This is a genomic window from Pseudoalteromonas sp. JSTW (genome assembly GCF_013423925.1).
In the GTDB taxonomy this organism is placed as follows: Bacteria; Pseudomonadota; Gammaproteobacteria; order Enterobacterales; family Alteromonadaceae; genus Pseudoalteromonas; species Pseudoalteromonas lipolytica.
Genome location: NZ_CP058972.1, coordinates 2,280,248 through 2,299,924, shown reverse-complemented (window position 1 = coordinate 2,299,924; position 19,677 = coordinate 2,280,248). Strand labels below are relative to the sequence as shown.

Sequence of the window (19,677 nt, the reverse complement as noted above, 5' to 3'; positions counted from 1 at the left end):
GCTTTTAGAATAGATTTTTTAACTTAGTAGGTGATCTGTTATCAAGTCTTGGGAACCGTTTATATATCAAGGAAAAGAATATTCGCTTGAACATTTAAGTGAGTTTGAATGGCAGTTTGTGCAAGAAGGAAAAGGTGGCAAGTCAGCTAAGACTTATGACTTTATTATTGAGTACGGTTTGCATTGTTTTACAAAGGGACCAAACAAACACAAGGGCGAAACGTTAGCAGATTACGATCCAGCGCTTTATTATTCAGACTCTAGAGAAACTCGTATATTTTGCTTTAATCGCAGAGCGTTATCTTTTGGCTTGCCAGATATTGTGAAGGCTATTGATACCAAGAAATGTTTTCACACTGGCAAAGGTAACTTTTTTATCATTGAGCTGCCCAATGAAAATAATCAGCTAGAAGAGTATGAAGTCTACTTTAATGTTGCTCGTTCAGGCGCGAAATTACGATTGTTTGTTGAGAGTGCATTTATCCGTGATAATGAACATGAATCATCTCAGCCAAAGAAAAAGAAAATTAACTTCTTCGTTATTGCTTATAATCGACAAATAAATAAGAATATCAAAGTTCCAAAATGACAAAACCCCGCCATAAGGCAGGGTTTCTGGAATGAACTAGGCTCGCTTTATAACCGCTCTTGGGCTGGTAACCAAATGGTCGGAGGAACGCATAACTTTCGTTATCCCGTGCATACGTTCAATTCATGCTTAGTATCACTCTTATGCTTGGGCTTGTCAAGTTTATGAACGATTGCCAGTTACTATCAGTCTTGCATTAGCACTTCATCGCTCCTGTCTCAAAGTATCCATTGATTTATCAGGATAATGCCATTTACTATAGGAGATTGATTTGGTGTAACCATTTGCTCTTTAAAAGCTTGTTGTCAGTTCGAGGTATTAAGGCTATTAGCTCCGCGTTCATATGAACGGTCGGGTATACGATTATAACCTTGGGCGGTTTATGTCTGTAGACCCTATTATTCAAAGTGTTGGTAATAGCCAAAGTATTAATCCTTATTCTTACATAATGAATAATCCGCTCAGTGGCACTGACCCTACAGGTTATACCGCCGAATGTAATGATAGTGGCGTATGTGATATCGGTAATATAAAGATGGATGACGTTGAAAATGTTCAAGTCACCAAAGATGGCAATATGGTTGTCAATACTAAAGATGGTAATTCATATCAAGTTGAGTCAATAAATGGGGCTGATGCGAAAGGTGCATTTACATCAGCGTATAATGTTGGGAAGTCTCCAGATATAATGTCTCAATCTAATATCAATAAATCATCTCCAACACCAAGCGGAGAACAAAGTTCAGGTGGTTGCGGGGGGGCTCTTAGTGCAAGTGTTGCTATTTGCGGTGTACTACCTCCGCCTCCTGTAGCAGGAATGAGCGATGTTACAGGTCAAGCTGATAGAAATAAACGAATGGCGGAAGGTCTTACAGACTTATCAAATGATCTTGCGGAACAAAAAAAGCTTGTATTAAAAGCTGTTCAGATGGCTTTGACGGAGTTTAGGCGGCCTAATAGTGAAGTGTTAAAAAATACGTTGGCTAAAGCTGGAATGCAAAAGCCAGATGGCAACTGGGATGCTCATCATATTGTATTTTGGGGTCATTCACATGTCGATTCTAAAGCGGCAAGAGACTTGCTTGAAGAGTTTGGGATAGACATTAATAGTGCTGATAACTTAGTTTGGCTCCCAAGAACACAACATGATAAACGGCAACTTGGTGTGCCTCATTTAGCTCATCATGGAGATGGTATTCATACTTACAGAGCTATATCTTCAGTTAATCAAAGGCTTAATATGGCTGTAGATAAAAATCATGCTCGAGCAATATTAAGGAGTATACGAAATGATCTCGAGCGTGGGCATAAATTTTGGGAAACACAGTAATGAAATTTTACAAGTTTGAGTTTGATGAAAAATACAGATTTTTGACTATTAATGATAATAAAGATGATATTTCTTTCTTGAGACGGCAGTTGTCAAATGGAAAATTAGTTAAGTCGAATAAAGTTTTGGAGCTAATTGCTAGTGAGAGTCACCATAGTGCAGATTCTTTGGCTGATTTCATTGGTTTTTATTCGTATGGTTTACTTATGAAGAGCAATGTTTATGGAGTGCTTAGGAACTACTTAAAGCCATTTGGCGAGTTTTTAGAGATGACTTTCAATTCGGAAATTTATTATTATTTTAATACCACTGCTGTTGTAGATGTGGTTGACTTTAGTAATTCAGAGTTTGAAGAATATGACGGTTATATCACAGGAATTAATCGGTTATGCTTTAAAGAGATACCTAATTTAACCCAAAAAATTTTTAAGATGAAAGGATTGGAGAATCAGCCTCCTATTTTGACTGAAGAATTTGTTAATCTAGTCCAGCGGTATGAATTCACAGGTTTAAAGTTTGTTCATATTAATTAAAGTAGTTTAGCATTCGGAAGTTAACCCTTTGAAAAACTCAGAGTGAATACCTTTTCCAGCTTAAAGGTTAAGGTTCTATTTCTATTGTACGTTGAAGAAATAGGTAATGTCTCGTTTTGTCTTTTTCCGTTTATTGTTTTGCAAAAACTATCAAGTGCGCAAGTAACACTAGTTGCTGCGCACTTACAGCTAGTAGACAATGTAATCTGTTTCAGTGGCGCTGGCTCAAATAGCTTGTTACTTACATTTAATTTATCATAGCAGCACTTTAACGTGACATAATACATCAACACGGTCTACGCTTAATTTTGTTCTAAAACTTTGAGGTTGCCATGATGAATCATTTTGCGCTTTTGGCTAAATCACTTCGGTTGGCTGCCCAATACCACGCTCAACAACAGCGTAAATCAGATGGCTCACCCTACATTAACCATTTAATCGAAGTTGTCGATATGCTTGTTAATATCGCTCATGTTCAAGATGAAAATGAGTTGTGCGCTGCCGCTCTTCATGACAGCCTAGAAGACACAGAGATTACCAAGGAACAAATTGCGAATGAATTTGGTATTTGTGTACTTGAAATGGTGCAAGCGCTAACAGACGATAAAACACTATCATTAACAGCACGTAGGGCTAGCATGCTCGAACAGCTGCCCACTAAAGCCACCTCAGTCCAGCGTATTAAGCTTGCTGATATTTGCTCAAACGCTACAGCCATTCCTTGCGGTTGGTCAAATGAGCGACTAACTGAGTACTTTGTTTGGCTTGACCAAGTTGCTGAACTTTGCAAAAACGCAAGCCCCTCTTTGTATGATGAATACCTAAAAAGAAGAGCTATCACCATCAAGTAACACGCTTACTTTCGCTTAATATTCCAACCTACTTGATTCTAAAACCAACCCAAAACGTATGCCGTGAAAAATCTTACTGGTAAACTTTTGTCGGACAGGGGGAAAGGTCAGTTGTTATTTCGTTTAGATGCATTTTGCCCTCACGTATTAATTTTAAAACTGAGGCATCCCTGCTATATTAAGTACTCATCATACAATTTCGAACTTATCAGACAAAATACGATGCTGAAAGCATTAAAAAAGGGAAAATTTCAAAATATTTTCATCCCTGTTTTTGAGCAAAGTTGAACCCGGGGTTCAGAGATAGTTTGAGGCCCATGGTGTGGCCCATGGGTTTTTTAGATTTCTAAATTTTTATTTAAAATCAAATGTTTGGCTGTTTAGTTTGACTCACCCCAGCTCCACCAAATATGAAAAAGGCTGCTCTAAGAGCGGCCTTTTTTATTGCCTAAAATACACCTCTTATTCATTGAGTCTGAAGGGGTTAATCACATTAAATCACACAACCAACTGAACGGCATCGATGATGGGTTTGTTTTCAACATCAATCGTTTCGATGATGTGTTTATGAAGGCGCTTTTTATGTTCGGCAAATATAGGGCGTTTTTTATCGAACTGGCTGGCAAATTCGAATGCGGTATTAAACAAGCTTTCGCTGTCGGGGCAGGCTTGTTCGATGACGTGGTCTGCAACAAGCTCGCTTGCGGTAACCCGGCGTCCTGTCAATTTCATTTCGTTAAAGCGGTAATAAGGCATCGATTTTTTTACAAATTCAATCATGCCTGGTAAAAACGGAATCGATAAATCAACTTCTGGAAAACAGAAAAAGCCACGGTTACTTTGCATAAATCTAAAATCGCAGGCGCACGCTAAAATAGCCCCATTACCAAATGCATGGCCATTAATAGCGGCAATGACTGGCATTGGGTAAAGTAACAAACGTTTAAATACGGCATCCATAGCGTGCATAAAACCACTTACTTCTTCATATTTTTGTGCTTTTAAAGCGGGCATTAGCCAGTCGGTGTCTATACCTAAACTCCACGATTTTTCATCACTTGAGGTAATAATCAGTGCTTTGTGTTCTGAGTTCGCTTCAATGTCATTAAGGCAATTTAAAAATGCTTCTGCAAACGTGGGGTTATGGCGGTTTTCACCTGCGGTCATAGTGAGAATAGCAACACTGCCTTGTGTGCTTACGGTTATGGGGGTCATGGTGTGCCTTTATCGTTTTCTTTTGTTATAGATATAGTTATATACCATCAGTTGCACAAAATAAACCTCTAGTCCGACCAGTTTGAGTGCTGAGGAGGTTCTCCGCTTTTAGTCGAAATGCAGTTTCAAACAGTCGCTAATACTATCTTGCCATGGTAATTTTAGTCTAAACACTCTATTTAAAGCGCGATAATGGAACTGGTAAGTTGGGATTTCTTTAGTGGGGGGTTGTTAAGCCCGATCAGCACAATTATCTTAATTATATTGGCAGGTTTTACCTCGATGGTGTCTGCTGCATTTGGTGCTGGTGGCGGGTTAATGTTGTTAGTCATTATGGCGTCACTGATGCCTATGAGTGTGGTGATCCCTGTGCACGGCTTAGTGCAGCTGGGCTCTAACGCGAACCGCTTTTTATATACTTTTAAGCATATCGATGGCGCTATGTTTTTATATTTCTCGTTGGGAGGAATCTTTGGTGCACTGGTAGCGTCAACTATAGTCACCGCTATTCCGCTTGAGTTAATGAAAATAGTGGTGGCAGCTTTTGTGCTCTATTTGCTTTGGGGTGTGACACCTAAGATCAGAGAAACATCAACGCTTTGGCGCATTTTAGCGGGGCTTTGGACCTCGTTTATTTCGATGTTTGTGGGTGCCAGTGGGCCGCTGGTTGGTAGTTGTTTGTATGTAAATAACTACAATAAGCTGCAATTTACCGCGACATTTTCGAGTTGTATGACGGTGCAGCATACTTTAAAGGCTATTTTGTATGGTGCTGTCGGGTTTGCATTTTGGCAGTGGTTGCCGCTTGTAATGTCGATGATTATGAGTGGTGCAATAGGCACTTGGCTGGGTTTGAAGCTATTGCACCGTATCTCATCAGATAAATTTAAACAAATTTTTCGTTTAGTACTGACATTACTTTCCCTGCAACTTGCGTGGCAGGGAATCTATTTTGTGTTTGCTTAGTTACCTGCTAATAGCTCGTCGAGTGGTTTGTCACCATTAAATAACTCGAATAGTTGCGATTTATCAGGTCTATGACTGGCGATATAAACCAGTGCATCAGCAACATCTTCTCGGTTTATCACAGCATCTTGGCGTGTTGCAGGACGATTTATGGTGAATAATCCAGACGCCGATTCGTTAAGGAGTGTGCCTGGTCTTACTATGCTGTAATGTAAGCCACTGTGTAGTAGATGCTCATCGGCCATGTGCTTAGCCACTAAATAAGGTTTGATGCTGCTTTCAATGCCATCGGGATCATCAGCGCCAATGGAGCTTACCATGATAAAGTGCTCAACCTGTGCATCAACTGCATAGTTAATTGCTTTTACCGCAGCCCATAAATCAATGAGCAAGGTTTTATCGGCACCGGTTGCACCACCAGAGCCGGCACTAAAAATAACTTGCTGTATCCCTGTAAGTGCGCGACTAAAATCATTTTCTAGATCCTGCTCAACAATGCTCAGGTTTGGGTGCTCAATATCAGTCAATTTGCTTTTATCACGTACTAATGCCACGACTTCATGCTCTTGAGCGAGCATTTTTTGGGTGGTCATTTTACCTATTTGTCCGCTTGCACCTATGATTAGGGTTTTCATACCAAACTCCTTCCAGTTGCGTTAACTTTTACGTGTAACTTACTACTTTGGGGTGTGATCTTAATTTTAAAGGGACAAATTAAACTAATTTGTAATCGGCTTGAAAAAGAAGGGGCCTTTTTAGCCCCCTGTCTTTTTAGATTTTATTACGAATTAGGTCGCGAATAATAAAGCGAGCAGGGTGAATTGCTTGGCTAACACGTTCGCTAAAAGGTCTGGGTTCATTGTTTAAGCAGGCGACCAAGTGTTCGGCACACAGTGGCGCACTGCACAGACCTCTTGCCCCAAACCCTGTAAGCACATGCAAGCCTTGTTGAGGTTTTGCTAAGGGCTGATATTGGTAACGTTTTCCGAGTCTTAAATTCGCAAAGGCATTGACATAATCGTCTTGCTCCGCCCACTCGCCAGCCATTGGTAGGTGATCAATAAAGCTGCATCTTACTGCTGCTTTGGCTGCGGTAATTTCGCCTAATGATGTGGCAAAGTCACTGTCTTTATAGAAGCTAAGCAGTTGTTCTCGGTTTGTTTGGTTATCTTGCTCTTTTACTTCGCGGCTTTTTGAGTTTTTCTCAAATGTTGCCCCCATGCAGTGATGCTCTTGAAACTCAGGGGTAAAATATCCTTTATGACACAGCACCGTTTTTAATTGTTTGGATTGCTCACTTGCCTCAACATGCGATACCTGACCACGCACACCCACAACGGGCAATGCCTGGGTTTGTTTAAATTGGTCGCTATGCTCGCCCGCACATATTATTACATCGCTAAATGGACCAAATTGCTGTGTTTTTGTATGTAACACCCAACCTGATTCTGTTTTTTCAAGTTGTTCAATATGGCAGTTAAAATGGGTTTCAATTGAATTGAGTGAGTATGCCTTATTAAAGAGGGCGGTCACTAAGGCAGGCGGGTTTACCCAGCCACCTTGTTCAAAGAATACGCCAGAGTAGCCTGTGTTTACTCCCGCAATATCATCGCCTTCAGTCGCACTGACATTGCGCATTAATTCAGTTGGCCAAAGCGCTTGGTCGGCTAAATTTTGGTGTTTATCAGCCAAGCCCTGTTTTACTGCGTGTTGCAATACACCACACCATTGGTGAGGGTAGTTGAAGCCGTCATCGAGTAATTGTTGATATAGGCGTTTTGCGTATAAAAAGCTATGCGCAAACATTTCGCTGTGCGGTGAGTTCTTGGCTTGCAGGTGCGGGTAAACAGCGCCCTGAACATTGTGTGAGGCTCCCATAGCAAGTGCGTCATCTTGGCAAAAAAGTGTCGTTGTAATGCCCCTTTTAGCTAAAGAGTACATCACACTACTACTGGCGATGCCGCCACCAATAACAGCAACGTTATTTAATGTACTTGCATGATGAGAAAAATACGCAGGGCCAGATTGCTGCTCTGTGGGTGTTGTTAAGGTGCCAATCAGCATTTCACGTTTTTTGCCGTAGCCTTTGGCTTTGGCCATAGCGAAACCGGCTTCATTTAAACCGCGTCTAACAAATCCTGCAGCTGTGAACGTAGCTAGGGTGGCATGTTCGCGTGAAATTGCACGCATCTTATTAAACACACTTTGCTGCCACATATCGGGGTTTTTACTCGGCGCGAAACCGTCTAAGTACCATGCATCAACAACGCCTTCACGTGGATAACTCATGGCATCAATGCTGTCTTGTACGTCACCAAAATAAAGGTCGAGCACGACTCGCCCGTCGGCAAATTCTAATCTGTGGCAGCCAGCAAGGTTAATGGGGTATTGAGCAATTAACTGGGCACTAAATGTGTGTAAGCTAGGCCACGCCTTTAGTGCATGGGCAAGGTCATCACGTTTAATTGGAAATTTTTCGAACGAGATAAAATGCAAGCGTCTAACCGAGCTATTGTCACTTTTATTTACACTAAGGTCGTGTTGATTTTGAACTTCTTGCTTGTCATGCTGCCTATCAAGGTGAGCAGCAAATTGCTGCCAGGTATTTAAAAAGTTAAGCCCTGTACCAAAACCCGTCTCGGCAATAACAAAATGCGCGCGGTCATGATTTTGTAACCGTTGCGAGATATTGTTTTGTTGATAAAACACATAATGCGACTCAGCTAAGCCATCGTCATTGGAGAAGTAAACATCGTCAAACTGATCGGCGACGGGTGTACCAAGGTGATTAAAATGTATATTTGCGTTTTTGATCATGGTTTAACTAAATAACTACAACTTTTTTTCATTATTTTACGTGTTTTCTTTGAAATAGTCTGGCGTTATTTATAAGCTACACATTCAGAGTACATGTGTACGCTAGAAAGCTGACCACTTAACGTGTATTTTCAGCGTAAAATAGAACACAATTTAGTATAGAGCTAAGGTAATTACCCATGAGAAGAGCCGTTATTACGGGCATCGGTGTTGTTTCAAGCATCGGTAACAACAAAGAAGAAGTATTAGAATCATTAAAACAAGGCCGTAGTGGTATCGCGTTCAACCAAGAGTTTGCTGATTACAACCTACGTAGCAACGTTTCAGGCAAAATCGATATTGATGTTAAAGAATTTGTTGATCGTAAAGCGATGCGTTTTATGGGCGATGCAGCAGCATATGCTTATATTTCAATGGCACAAGCAATTGAAGATGCAGGCCTTAATGAAGAGCAAGTTTCAAACGAACGCACTGGTTTATTAGTGGGTTCGGGTGGTGGTTCATCTAAATGGCAAGTTGAAGCCGCTGACATTCTGCGTGAAAAAGGCGTGAAGCGTGTAGGTCCATACATGGTACCGCGCACGATGGCGAGCACCACGTCGGCATGTCTTGCAACACCATTCAAAATTAAAGGTGTTAACTACTCAATTAGTTCTGCTTGTGCAACATCTGCACACTGTATTGGTCATGCGGTTGAGCAAATTCAACTTGGCAAGCAAGATGTGATCTTTGCGGGTGGTGGTGAAGAGCTTCACTGGACACTGGCGATGGAATTCGATGCAATGGGCGCATTGTCGACTAAATATAACGAAACTCCTGAGAAAGCATCGCGCACTTACGATGCAAACCGTGACGGTTTTGTTATCTCTGGTGGTGGCGGTATCGTTGTCGTTGAAGAACTTGAGCATGCACTTGCTCGTGGCGCACACATCTACGCTGAAATCACAGGGTATGGTGCAACTTCTGACGGTTACGACATGGTAGCACCATCAGGTGAAGGTGCGGTACGTTGTATGAAGCAAGCAATGCAAGGTCTTGAAGGCGGCATTGATTACTTAAATACGCACGGTACTTCAACCCCAGTTGGTGATGTTAAAGAGCTTGGCGCAATTCAAGAAGTGTTTGGCGGTAACTCACCGATGATCAGTGCAACAAAAGCAATGACGGGTCACGCATTAGGTGCGGCAGGCGTTCATGAGGCTATTTTCTCGTTGTTAATGCTAGAGCACAACTTTGTTGCACCTTCTATCAATATTGATGAGTTAGATGAGCAAGCAGAAGGTCTAAACATTGTTACTGAGCGTAAAGACGTTGAACTGAATACAGTAATGTCTAACAGCTTTGGTTTCGGTGGCACAAACGCCACACTAGTAATGAGCAAATATAAAGGTTAAACCTCTCCAGTATTTGCCAAAGCCGAGCGTTTGCTCGGCTTTTTCGTTTCTAACTCTGCACTGTATTCTTTGCCTTTTATATTTATTAAGCGTGAGTCTGTATGAGTAGTTACGCTATCCGTATAGCTATATTTTCGTTACAATAGCGCCACTTTTCTGCTTCTCGGACACACAGATGAAAATTCTTGCAGATCAAAATATGCCATTGGTTGAGCAGTACTTTGCCGATTTTGGTGATGTTGAGCGATTTGATGGCCGTAACTTACAACCTGAGCAGTTGGCTGGGGTTGATATACTATTAACTCGTTCAGTGACAAATGTTGATAACGCGTTATTAACTCAGGCAGATAAGTTGAAGTTTGTTGGTACGGCAACCATAGGTGTTGACCACATTGATACTGAACTACTGGCTGAGCGCAATATTGCATTTAGCAGTGCGCCGGGCTGTAATGCCGTTGCTGTAGCAGAATATGTTATTAGTAGTTTATATGCTTTATGCCAAGAAAATGCTGAGTCACTGCAAGGTAAAACCATTGGTATTGTTGGGGTAGGCAGCATTGGTAGTTGTCTGCGCGATAAGTTAAACCTACTGGGTATGAACGTATTGCTCTGCGATCCTCCTAAGCATGAGACCGGTGAATTAGTAGAACATACTGATTTTGATACCCTTCTTGACACTGCCGATATTATTACGTTTCACGTGCCGTTGGTGAAGCAGGGGCCGCATAAAACGTTGCATATGTTAAACAAACAACGTTTAGCGAAGCTTAAAGATGGCACGACGCTTATTAATGCAAGCCGTGGTGATGTTATCGATAATCAGGCTTTGCTAGAGTTATTTGAGCAAGGAGCGAAACTTGATTGCGTGCTTGATGTTTGGGAAAACGAGCCAAATATACTCACTCCGCTACTTAATTATGTGCGTTTTGCGAGTGTGCACATTGCAGGCCATACCCTTGAAGGAAAAGCCCGTGGTACTCAAATGTTGTACCAAAAAGTGTGCGAACTTGAGGGGGTTGCAGCACTGAAGTCGCTGGAAGATTTTTTACCTGAACCAATTAGCCATGCTGTCTCGCTCGGTGAAACCTTTACGTTAGATGACATAGGCCGCTTAGTACACCTTATTTACGATGTTCGTCGTGATGATGGCATCTTGCGTAGTAAGTTAAATCAAGAAGGGTTTGATAGCCTACGGAAAAATTACCCGCCACGACGTGAGTTTAATACACTGTCGGTGGCTGCAAACAGTGCCTGTGAAGCCGCTTTAGCTGCACTGGGATTTAGAATTAACGAATAAAGTCAGTACTTTATTCATATGAGGAAAACACATGTCGCAAAAATTTAATGTTGCTGTCTTAGGCGCCACAGGTTTAGTGGGTCGTCAAATTATCGAAACTTTAGAAGATCGTAAATTTCCGGTTGGCGAGTTGTTCTTGCTTGCAAGTAGCCGCAGTGCGGGTGAGGAAATACAATTCCGTGGTGAATCGATTGAAGTACTCGACGTAGAAGGATTTGACTTTAGCCAGGCACACATAGGTTTATTTTCAGCTGGGGGAAATGTTTCTGAAAAGTACGCTCCCATTGCTGCAGACGCAGGGTGTGTGGTGATTGATAATACCTCGCATTTTCGCAATGACTTCGATGTACCATTAGTGATACCTGAAGTGAATGCATCGAGCTTAGCGGATTTTAGAAACCGCAATATCATTGCAAATCCTAACTGCTCAACTATTCAAATGTTGGTCGCGTTAAAGCCTATTTACGATGCATACGGTATTGACCGTATTAATGTATCGACTTATCAGGCTGTGTCGGGTGCGGGCAAAGAGGCCGTTGATGAACTTGCTAAGCAAACCGCTAACCTAATGAATGCGCGTCCAATGGATAATGCTGTTTTTTCTAAGCAGATTGCCTTTAATGTCATCCCACAAATCGATACTTTTGAAGACAACGGTTATACCCGTGAAGAAATGAAAATGGTGAACGAGACACAAAAAATCTTAGGTGACACGAGTGTCGTGGTAAACCCAACGTGTGTTCGTGTTCCGGTTTTCTTTGGTCACAGTGAAGCGATTAATATTGAGACACGTATGCCAGTTGATCTTGAGCATGTAAAACAGTTACTGAATGATGCACCCGGTGTAGAACTGATTGATGACTTGGGTGATTACCCAACAGCGGTATCTGATGCAAGTGGTAATGACACTGTGTATGTTGGTCGTTTACGTGCAGACATTTCTCATCCACACGGCTTAAACATGTGGGTAGTGAGTGACAACACGCGTAAAGGGGCTGCAACGAACAGTGTGCAAATCGCTGAAGAGCTAATTGCAAACTACCTTTAAATCTGATGATTTTGACTGAGTCATTCAGTAAAGAGAGCGGCTAATTGCCGCTTTTTTTATGTTTTCAGTGCCAAATTATTGCCGCATACGCTGTAAAAGCGTATAAACTTAACATAACAATAAAAAAGTCTCTCAGCCGCTAATATTTAAGCTATTTACTATCAACGTGTTGCAATAGATATTGCTCACCAACTGGTTTATAGTTTGCAGCTGGAATAGAGCTTGCAAGAAAGCATAATTAAGAATCAATTCTGCAAGAATTACTTGATGTTTAAGCAACCAACGTTGCTGCGTTAACATTTAAAACATAAAGGATCAGCATGCGCGGTTTAGCAACACTCTTCATATTAGCGTCTGCCTTGGTGGTAACACCGACTTACTCTGATGAAGGCTCCACTCTTAAAGGCCCTAAAGGCGTCGATTATGGTGCGCAGGGGCGATCAATTGGTCCGATAAAACCGACTGATACTCTGTGGCGTATTGCCGCTAAAATTCGACCTGATAACTCTGTAAGCATTTATCAGGTTATGCAAGCATTGTACGACAAAAACCCGTCATCGTTTTTAGATCAAAACCTGAATCACATGCGTGATGGCGCGTATCTTAAAATTCCGACTATTGCAGAAATGCGTGCTGTTAACCCGACCCTAGCGAAAGCCCGATCTGAGCAAGACGATGAGCTGTGGGAGAAAAAGAAAAATGGCACATTAACAGTCGCCGAAATAAACGAATCGCAAAAAAAGGTGACGCAAGCTCGTAAAGTCGATTTAGACGAAGCAAAGCAAGAGCTTAAACAAGAAATAAACACAATCAAAACTGAGCAAGGCACGCAGCTTGTTGAATTGCAAAAGCAATTTAAAACATCGGTCGATAATGTTGAAGAAATTCTTGCCGAAAATAATAAGTTAAAACAACAGCTAACAGGTATTTCGAAAGAGCTAGAAACGGTTCGTGACCAACTCGGACAAGACAGTGAAATTCAAAAGCAACTTAAAGAGTTAATTGCCAAACAGAATGAGATTATAGAGCAGCAAAAAGCAAAAAAGATTGAAGAGGACAGTGGGCTTAACGTGTCGTCAATTTTAAGCAACCCATTTGTTCTCGGTGCTTTAATGTTCATTCCTGCGTTACTTATTATTGCGGCTGTTGTGTTGTTTTTGAAAAAAAGAAATAACAACGCGCCAGAAGCCAGCGATGACGATGAGTTTCTACCACAAAGCCCAACTTACACTGAAAATGATGAGTTAGACCCTCTAGTCGATAATGATCCGCTTATTCCTGACCCCGTTGAAGATAACGATGATCTGAGTGTTCGCTTAGATGATGACTTAGACCAAGATATGCTGCCAGATGATGACATTATCTTTGATGACAGTATTGATGATAGTTTTGACGACGATGACAGTGTTTTAAATCAAGATGAACTCGAAGGGCTTTTAAGTGACGATATTGTGTTTAATGATGAGTCAGAAGGCAGTGAAGATGATGATTTAGACGCATTTTTACAGCAAGATTTTGATCAATCTGATGACGACAGCTTAGGCGATGAAATTGATTTAGAAGGTGAACAATCACAAGTCGACTCTTCAGGCGATATTTTAAGTGCGGATGATATTGATGATCTATTCGCCAGCGACAACACCGATGATTCGCAAGACAGCAACAAAAACGATGATATGGCGGCATTAAGTGAAGAGCTTGCCGAAGACGATTTTGATATTGACAGCCTAATTGACGAGCAAAACAATAATACCAGCTCAGAGCAAAATGAAGACGTTAATTTAGATGACATTGACGACTTACTCGATGAAGAGGACGAGACCCCTGTAGGCACTATTGATGCTGAATTAATCGATGAAGATGATTTTGATATCGATAGCTTAATTGATGACGTGCAAACGGATGAGCAGCCAGCACACACATCGAACACAGTGGAAGAGGAATCGGTCGATGCTGACGATATTGATGCTTTATTAGATGAAGCGAGTGATGATGATGCGCTAGATGTTGATGACATTGACTCACTACTTGATGACGTTGCAATGGATGAAGCCGCAACAGAACAAACTCTCAGTGAAGAGCCTGAAGTTGATGACCAGCCTCAAACTGACGAACAGGTCGATGAAAACGAGCTAGTTGACGAAGATGAACTAGACGATTCACTCGATGTTGACGACATTGACTCACTCCTTGATGACGTTGCAACAGATGAAGCCTCAACTGATGAAGCTACGACTGAACAAACTCTCAGTGAAGAACCTGAAGAGGATGACCAGCCTCAAGTTGACGAGCTAGTTGATGAAAACGCGCTAGTTGACGAAGATGAACTAGACGATGCACTCGATGTTGATGATATTGACTCACTCCTTGATGACGTTGCAATGGATGAAGCCGCAACAGAACAAACTCTCAGTGAAGAGCCTGAAGTTGATGACCAGCCTCAAACTGACGAACAGGTCGATGAAAACGAGCTAGTTGACGAAGATGAACTAGACGATGCACTCGATGTTGACGACATTGACTCACTCCTTGATGACGTTGCAATGGATGAAGCTGCAACAGATGAAGTTACGACTGAACAAACACTCAGTGAAGAGCCTGAAGTTGATGACCAGCCTCAAACTGACGAACAGGTCGATGAAAACGAGCTAGTTGACGAAGATGAACTAGACGATGCACTAGATGTTGATGACATTGACTCACTCCTTGATGACGTTGCATTGGATGAAGCCTCAACTGATGAAGCTACGACTGAACAAACACTCAGTGAAGAGCCAGAAGAGGATGACCAGCCTCAAGCTGACGACCAACCTCAAGTTGACGATCTAGTTGATGAAGATGCGTTGGTTGATGAAAACGAGTCTGTTGACGAAGACGTGCTAGACGATGCACTTGATGTTGACGACATTGACTCACTACTTGATGAGGTTGCAACGGATGAAGCTGCAATTGAAGACGCGCAGAGTGAAGAGCCATTAGTCGATGAAGAACCTGAGTTCGATGAACAGGTTGATGAAAATGAGCTTGATGACGCGCTTGATATTGACGACATTGATTCATTACTTGATGAAGTCGAAACCGATCAAGATGAAGCCGATGAAGAGACAGGCGTCGATACACTTAATGATGAAGATGAGTTAGATGATTCGCTGATTACTGAAGACGATGATCTCGATGATATTGATGAACTCATTCAAGAAGCAAATGAGCTTAAGCAAGAGACAGAAGCGCAAATCTCTGACCTATCGAACGAAGAAGACAACAACGCGCAGCATAACGAAAATCTACAAGACTCATTAGCTGATCTTGCTGATGCTGATCAAGCAATTGATGACATGAATGTAGAATCAGTGGCATCTGAATTAGTTGATAGCACAGAAGAAGTAGACATTGATGAAGCTCTGCATCAGGAATTTAATGAAGACAGTGATGAGCTGTTAGACGAAGATGACCGCTTAGATGAATATGATGATCCGGCATTAAAAAGTGTTGATGAACTGCTCAACGAAATCGGTGAAGACGAAGACTATGTTGCCCCACCAGATTGGTCTATTGATGAACCCGAGCAGGACTTTGAAGAGGTTGAAATTGATTTAGGTGACGACCCGCTTGCCGAGGACGAGTTAACCGATGAATTTGATTTAGACATTGAAGACGAACCTTTAACGCAAGATACGGTGACACCAAGCCAAGAACTGGAGGAATACCCAGAACTTGAGTTAGATGAAGCAGGTTTTGAGTTAGATGATAATGACACAGAGCTCAAAAACGAAGATACGATAAAGCCGAGCCAAGCAGAGCAAGATCTAGCTAACTCACTCGCAGGTGGCAATGAACTTGACCAGCTTGAAGATGACTTTGATGATGATCTTTTGCTCGATAATGAATTCACTGAAGCTGATGCATTTGAGCCTGAAAGTGACTCTGCTGAACTTGAAAATAAAGTAACAGTAGATGACCCGCTACCAGAGCTTGATGATTTACAAGAGTTTGAGTTAGAAGAGGCTGAACTAGAAAGTGTTGCAGATAATGCGCAAACACTGGCTGATATTGAATCTACTCTTGCGGATAGTGACGGTATCGGTGAGCTGTCAGATGATGAAATCGATGATGATTTTATGGCAGATCTGACGCAAACAGATTTTGATGCATTGCTTAATGAGCTCGCCGAACCGGATGAAACAGACATAACGGATGCCAGTGAGTTCGACGTTGATTTCAATGCACTGTTAAATGAAGACCTGCAAGTTGAAGCCGCAGACGAAAGTGACTTTTCAACTGATATTGAACCCTCAGATGAACAAGCCTCTAAGCAAACAGACGATGAGTTTGTTGATATAGATTCATTGCTTGAACAGAGTGATGATGAAGCGCTTGATTTTGAACCATATGACGATGTTGATATGGATGTGGGTCTTAGCGATTTTAATGACTTGCTTGCAGGTGATAACCCTACAGATGTTGATGCTGAAAGTGGGGGCTACTCTGCCAAGCTTGATTTAGTGCGAGCGTATATCGAAATAGATGATTTTGATTCTGCGTTAGAGGCAATTGAAGATGTGATTGCCAATGGCCCAGAAGAAGTGCAAGAAGAGGCGCTATCTTTAAAAGCTAAAATTAAGTCATAAAGTATCAAAGTAAATAAACCGAGCTTAGTCGCTCGGTTTTTTTGTATTTAATATAGGGTATTACCTATCTTGTAAACGACGAGCCTTGAAATCAGACTCGGCTTTCCATTTTGGCCAATCACCGTTATTAGCAAGCTTGGCTGCAATATCAACAATCAGTTCAATGTCTTGTTTCACACCGCCCATTGACCATTGCGGCGAATAGTCGTCAGCTTCTTTATGGTATTTATGAGCAATATAGTCGGGGTCTGTATCGCCTAAGCTCATAAATAACAAGCTTGGCACGCCTTGTTTAGCCAATGAAAAATGATCTGAGCGGAAGAACAAGCCATTCTGTGGTCTTGGATCCATCTTTACGTGACGTCCTTGTGACTGTGCTGCCTCAGCTAGGTAGTCTTCCATTTCAGACATGCCTTTGCCGTATTGTAAAATGTAGTCAACGCCATCAAGTACGTTCATACCATCGATATTAAGCAGTGCCACCATTTGTTTGGTGGGGGCAATTTCGCCGGTAGCGAATTGCTCTGAACCAATTAGCCCCGTTTCTTCTGCGGTGAAATTTGCGAAGATTATTGAGCGTTTGAATGGCTTTTTCTTATGCATTTCACTCAAAATGCGGGCAATTTCAATAGTGGCTGCGGTGCCTGAAGCGTTATCGACAGCACCATTATAAATCTTCAGCCCCTCTTCGGTTTGCTTCGTACCAAAATGATCCCAGTGAGCGCCAATAACGATGTATTCATCAGGTGTTTCACTGCCTTTAAGTGTTGCTACAACATTATGCGATTGTGCTTGGGAGATATCACTTTTCAATGTCAGCTCCGCTTTCACTTTTAAATCAAGCGGCTTAAAATCAGCTTTTAATGCGTTGGCTTTTTCGGTTTGATAATCAAAGCCTGCTTGAGCAAAAATTTCATTTGCGGCCTGCTCATCAATCCATCCCATGACAGGAATGTCTGATGCATTATTGTCTTGGTCGATAAGTGTGTATTTACTGCCTGTGTTCGAGCTTTCAACAACTCCCCAAGGGTAAGCGGCTGGTGCTGTTTCGTGCACGATAAACACGGCTTTTGCACCTTGGCGTGCACCTTCTTCGTATTTGTAAGTCCAACGACCATAATAGGTCATGGCATTGCCTGTAAATAGCGTGTCGTCTTGAGTCGCAAATCCTGGGTCATTGACAAGTACAATAACTGTTTTGTCTTTTACATCAATGTCAGCAAAGTCATCCCAGTTATACTCTGGGGCATTAATACCATAGCCAACAAACACCACGTCAGAGCCAGCAATGTTGAACTCTGGATTAATTTGTTGCGTGCGTGCGGTAAAATCACTGCCAGCATTAAAGCTTAACTCGCCAACCTTTAGCGTCATATTCTGATCAGGCGTGAGTTTTGCCATTGTCACTGGCTGTAAAAAATTGCCATTAAAACTGCCCGTTAAGCCTAGCTTTTTGTATTCGTCAGCTAAGTAGTTAATGGTCAGAGTTTCGCCTTCTGTGAGTGGACCACGGCCTAAAAACTCATCAGAGGCAAGTGTTTTAATGTGTGAACGTACTTTGTCAATGTTGACGGCTTCAAGCGTGGATGTACTTAGTTTATCAGTGCTTGCTTCATCAGCGCTTGGGGTTGGTTGCTCAGAGCAACCTAATAAACCCACGGCAAGCGCTAAACTTGCGTATTTAAGGTAAGTTGTCATAGTTTTTCTGGTTGATTGTACAGAGTTTCACTATATGGGACGAGAAGAGGGCTGTCCAGAAAGACGCTACAAACAACTGATTATTCAGGATGAGTAGATAATCATTCAATTTTCAGCCATGAAAAATTTACCACCAGGTTTTGTTTATCGCAGGATCTTGAATACTGAATACCTCGCCAACTAGTGGGGTGCTTAGCGAGACATGCTCTTGTACAGCCTTTTTAGTCACGCGGTTGAGTGGTTCATACCAGGCGTGAAATGCTAAATCGAATGTGCCATTATGCACTGGGACCATGATATTTCCGTGTAAATCTAAATGCGCTTGAACAGATTGCTCTGGTGTCATGTGAATATTCGACCACTCTTGGTCGTAAGCCCCAGTTTCAATAAAGGTAATATCAAATGGCCCATAGCGTTTGCCAATTTCTTTAAAGCCCGCGAAATAACCAGAGTCACCACTAAAATAAAAGCGTTTGTCTTTTACTTTTATTGCCCATGAGCCCCACAGTGTTTTGTTTCTATCCGTTAAACCTCTGCCTGAAAAGTGCTGTGTGGGTGTAAAAACGATTTGGCTGTTTGTAGTCGTATGCTCTTGCCACCAATCAAAGCTAAGCACTTTTTGCTTTTTTACTCCCCATTTTATGAGTTCATTTTCTACACCGAGCGGAACATAAAAAGAGTCGGTTTTGTCGGCCAGTTGCTTGATAGCTGCTTTATCTAAATGATCATAATGGTTGTGCGAGATAAAAACCTTCGCAATGTGAGGTAACTGTTCAATGCGTATTGGCGTAGGTTGAAAACGCTTTGGTCCCATAAACGAAAATGGCGAAGCTCGCTCGGAAAATACAGGATCAAACAGCCAAAACTCACCATACACTTTAGCTAAAATTGATGAGTGGCCCAGTTTCACAAAATGGACGCTGTCATTCGATAAAGACGCAAGCTGCTGTGTTGATAAAGCATACATAGGCAGTTCGTGTTTGGGTTCTGCATCAATTTTCTTTTCTGTCATGAAACGTATGAAGATTCCCAGCGTTTTTCTAAAACCAGGCTGCTCAACCTTTGCATTATTATAGAAGGTGCCATCTACTAATTGAGCTGAGTGACTGTCATCACTTACGCCTTCAGCGGCAATTTGATTATTCATAATTAACACGCCGACCATGAAGCATACTGTGGCGATTACGAGCCATCTTAGAAATTTCATATCGTTACCATAAGTAAACTGAGTGGTGTAGTTTTTCATTGTTTGCTTTAAAAGTAAACTATCTAGTGCATTTTTTATTTTTGCGTTACACTATTGATGTCATG

The 19,677-nt window shown here is 41.8% G+C and carries 14 protein-coding genes; 9 read left to right on the top strand and 5 right to left on the bottom strand.

The genetic code is table 11. The features are described 5' to 3' along the window. Window positions 1-118 precede the first annotated feature (118 nt). From GZH31_RS10540 to GZH31_RS10525, 4 genes are all read left to right on the top strand, one after another. Window positions 119-589 carry a heat-shock protein gene (locus tag GZH31_RS10540; RefSeq protein ID WP_180310950.1) on the top strand — a complete coding sequence of 157 codons (471 nt, stop codon included), beginning with the start codon at window positions 119-121 and terminating at the stop codon, window positions 587-589. A gap of 382 nt (window positions 590-971) precedes the next feature. Further along, complete coding sequence (locus GZH31_RS10535) at window positions 972-1,919, top strand: AHH domain-containing protein (protein WP_374027185.1); 948 nt, start codon at window positions 972-974, stop codon at window positions 1,917-1,919. Then, complete coding sequence (locus GZH31_RS10530; RefSeq protein WP_180310948.1) at window positions 1,919-2,452, top strand: imm11 family protein; 534 nt, start codon at window positions 1,919-1,921, stop codon at window positions 2,450-2,452. The genes GZH31_RS10535 and GZH31_RS10530 overlap by 1 nt, the downstream gene beginning before the upstream one ends. A 332-nt stretch (window positions 2,453-2,784) precedes the next feature. Next, window positions 2,785-3,303, top strand: coding sequence for an HD domain-containing protein (locus GZH31_RS10525; RefSeq protein WP_180310947.1), 519 nt, complete (start codon window positions 2,785-2,787; stop codon window positions 3,301-3,303). 498 nt (window positions 3,304-3,801) lie between these two features. Here GZH31_RS10525 and GZH31_RS10520 read toward each other — a convergent pair whose 3' ends face one another. After that, on the bottom strand, window positions 3,802-4,518 hold the full coding sequence (locus tag GZH31_RS10520) for an enoyl-CoA hydratase/isomerase family protein (RefSeq protein ID WP_180310946.1): 717 nt from the start codon (window positions 4,516-4,518) through the stop codon (window positions 3,802-3,804). Window positions 4,519-4,710: 192 nt separating this feature from the next. On the opposite strand from GZH31_RS10520, the gene GZH31_RS10515 reads away from it, so the two are divergent. Beyond that, the gene (locus GZH31_RS10515) at window positions 4,711-5,484 is read left to right on the top strand and encodes a sulfite exporter TauE/SafE family protein (protein ID WP_036967304.1); all 774 of its coding nucleotides are present in this window, start codon (window positions 4,711-4,713) and stop codon (window positions 5,482-5,484) included. Here the strand turns inward: GZH31_RS10515 and GZH31_RS10510 are convergent. Together GZH31_RS10510 and mnmC are read right to left on the bottom strand one after the other, a co-directional pair. Next, window positions 5,481-6,119, bottom strand: coding sequence for an SDR family oxidoreductase (locus GZH31_RS10510; RefSeq protein ID WP_180310945.1), 639 nt, complete (start codon window positions 6,117-6,119; stop codon window positions 5,481-5,483). The genes GZH31_RS10515 and GZH31_RS10510 overlap by 4 nt on opposite strands. A gap of 136 nt (window positions 6,120-6,255) precedes the next feature. After that, window positions 6,256-8,301 carry a bifunctional tRNA (5-methylaminomethyl-2-thiouridine)(34)-methyltransferase MnmD/FAD-dependent 5-carboxymethylaminomethyl-2-thiouridine(34) oxidoreductase MnmC gene (gene mnmC, locus GZH31_RS10505; protein ID WP_180310944.1) on the bottom strand — a complete coding sequence of 682 codons (2,046 nt, stop codon included), beginning with the start codon at window positions 8,299-8,301 and terminating at the stop codon, window positions 6,256-6,258. Window positions 8,302-8,480: 179 nt separating this feature from the next. On the opposite strand from mnmC, the gene fabB reads away from it, so the two are divergent. The 4 genes from fabB (at window position 8,481) to GZH31_RS10485 (ending at window position 16,668) form a co-directional block, all read left to right on the top strand. Continuing rightward, window positions 8,481-9,695, top strand: coding sequence for a beta-ketoacyl-ACP synthase I (gene fabB / locus GZH31_RS10500; protein ID WP_036967312.1), 1,215 nt, complete (start codon window positions 8,481-8,483; stop codon window positions 9,693-9,695). A gap of 175 nt (window positions 9,696-9,870) precedes the next feature. Further along, window positions 9,871-10,992, top strand: coding sequence for a 4-phosphoerythronate dehydrogenase (locus GZH31_RS10495; RefSeq protein ID WP_036967315.1), 1,122 nt, complete (start codon window positions 9,871-9,873; stop codon window positions 10,990-10,992). Window positions 10,993-11,023: 31 nt separating this feature from the next. Beyond that, a complete protein-coding gene (locus tag GZH31_RS10490; protein ID WP_075593707.1) occupies window positions 11,024-12,040 on the top strand; it encodes an aspartate-semialdehyde dehydrogenase in 1,017 nt (338 codons plus the stop codon). A gap of 320 nt (window positions 12,041-12,360) precedes the next feature. Beyond that, window positions 12,361-16,668 (top strand): FimV/HubP family polar landmark protein, encoded by a 4,308-nt coding sequence (locus GZH31_RS10485; protein WP_180310943.1) that lies wholly within the window; start codon window positions 12,361-12,363, stop codon window positions 16,666-16,668. A gap of 60 nt (window positions 16,669-16,728) precedes the next feature. Here GZH31_RS10485 and GZH31_RS10480 read toward each other — a convergent pair whose 3' ends face one another. Then, on the bottom strand, window positions 16,729-18,366 hold the full coding sequence (locus tag GZH31_RS10480) for a M28 family metallopeptidase (protein ID WP_180310942.1): 1,638 nt from the start codon (window positions 18,364-18,366) through the stop codon (window positions 16,729-16,731). A gap of 127 nt (window positions 18,367-18,493) precedes the next feature. Continuing rightward, entirely contained in the window at window positions 18,494-19,573 is a 1,080-nt protein-coding gene (locus GZH31_RS10475; RefSeq protein WP_180310941.1) for an MBL fold metallo-hydrolase, read from the bottom strand. Window positions 19,574-19,677 lie beyond the last annotated feature (104 nt).

What these genes read in the sequence shown, in the direction of transcription:
- GZH31_RS10535 (WP_374027185.1), top strand. Translation starts at nt 972, where the DNA reads ATGTCTGTAGACCCTATTATTCAAAGTGTTGGTAATAGCCAAAGTATT.
- GZH31_RS10530 (WP_180310948.1), top strand. Translation starts at nt 1,919, where the DNA reads ATGAAATTTTACAAGTTTGAGTTTGATGAAAAATACAGATTTTTGACT.
- GZH31_RS10525 (WP_180310947.1), top strand. Translation starts at nt 2,785, where the DNA reads ATGATGAATCATTTTGCGCTTTTGGCTAAATCACTTCGGTTGGCTGCC.
- GZH31_RS10520 (WP_180310946.1), bottom strand. Translation starts at nt 4,518, where the DNA reads ATGACCCCCATAACCGTAAGCACACAAGGCAGTGTTGCTATTCTCACT.
- GZH31_RS10515 (WP_036967304.1), top strand. Translation starts at nt 4,711, where the DNA reads ATGGAACTGGTAAGTTGGGATTTCTTTAGTGGGGGGTTGTTAAGCCCG.
- GZH31_RS10510 (WP_180310945.1), bottom strand. Translation starts at nt 6,119, where the DNA reads ATGAAAACCCTAATCATAGGTGCAAGCGGACAAATAGGTAAAATGACC.
- mnmC (WP_180310944.1), bottom strand. Translation starts at nt 8,301, where the DNA reads ATGATCAAAAACGCAAATATACATTTTAATCACCTTGGTACACCCGTC.
- fabB (WP_036967312.1), top strand. Translation starts at nt 8,481, where the DNA reads ATGAGAAGAGCCGTTATTACGGGCATCGGTGTTGTTTCAAGCATCGGT.
- GZH31_RS10495 (WP_036967315.1), top strand. Translation starts at nt 9,871, where the DNA reads ATGAAAATTCTTGCAGATCAAAATATGCCATTGGTTGAGCAGTACTTT.
- GZH31_RS10490 (WP_075593707.1), top strand. Translation starts at nt 11,024, where the DNA reads ATGTCGCAAAAATTTAATGTTGCTGTCTTAGGCGCCACAGGTTTAGTG.
- GZH31_RS10485 (WP_180310943.1), top strand. Translation starts at nt 12,361, where the DNA reads ATGCGCGGTTTAGCAACACTCTTCATATTAGCGTCTGCCTTGGTGGTA.
- GZH31_RS10480 (WP_180310942.1), bottom strand. Translation starts at nt 18,366, where the DNA reads ATGACAACTTACCTTAAATACGCAAGTTTAGCGCTTGCCGTGGGTTTA.
- GZH31_RS10475 (WP_180310941.1), bottom strand. Translation starts at nt 19,573, where the DNA reads ATGAAATTTCTAAGATGGCTCGTAATCGCCACAGTATGCTTCATGGTC.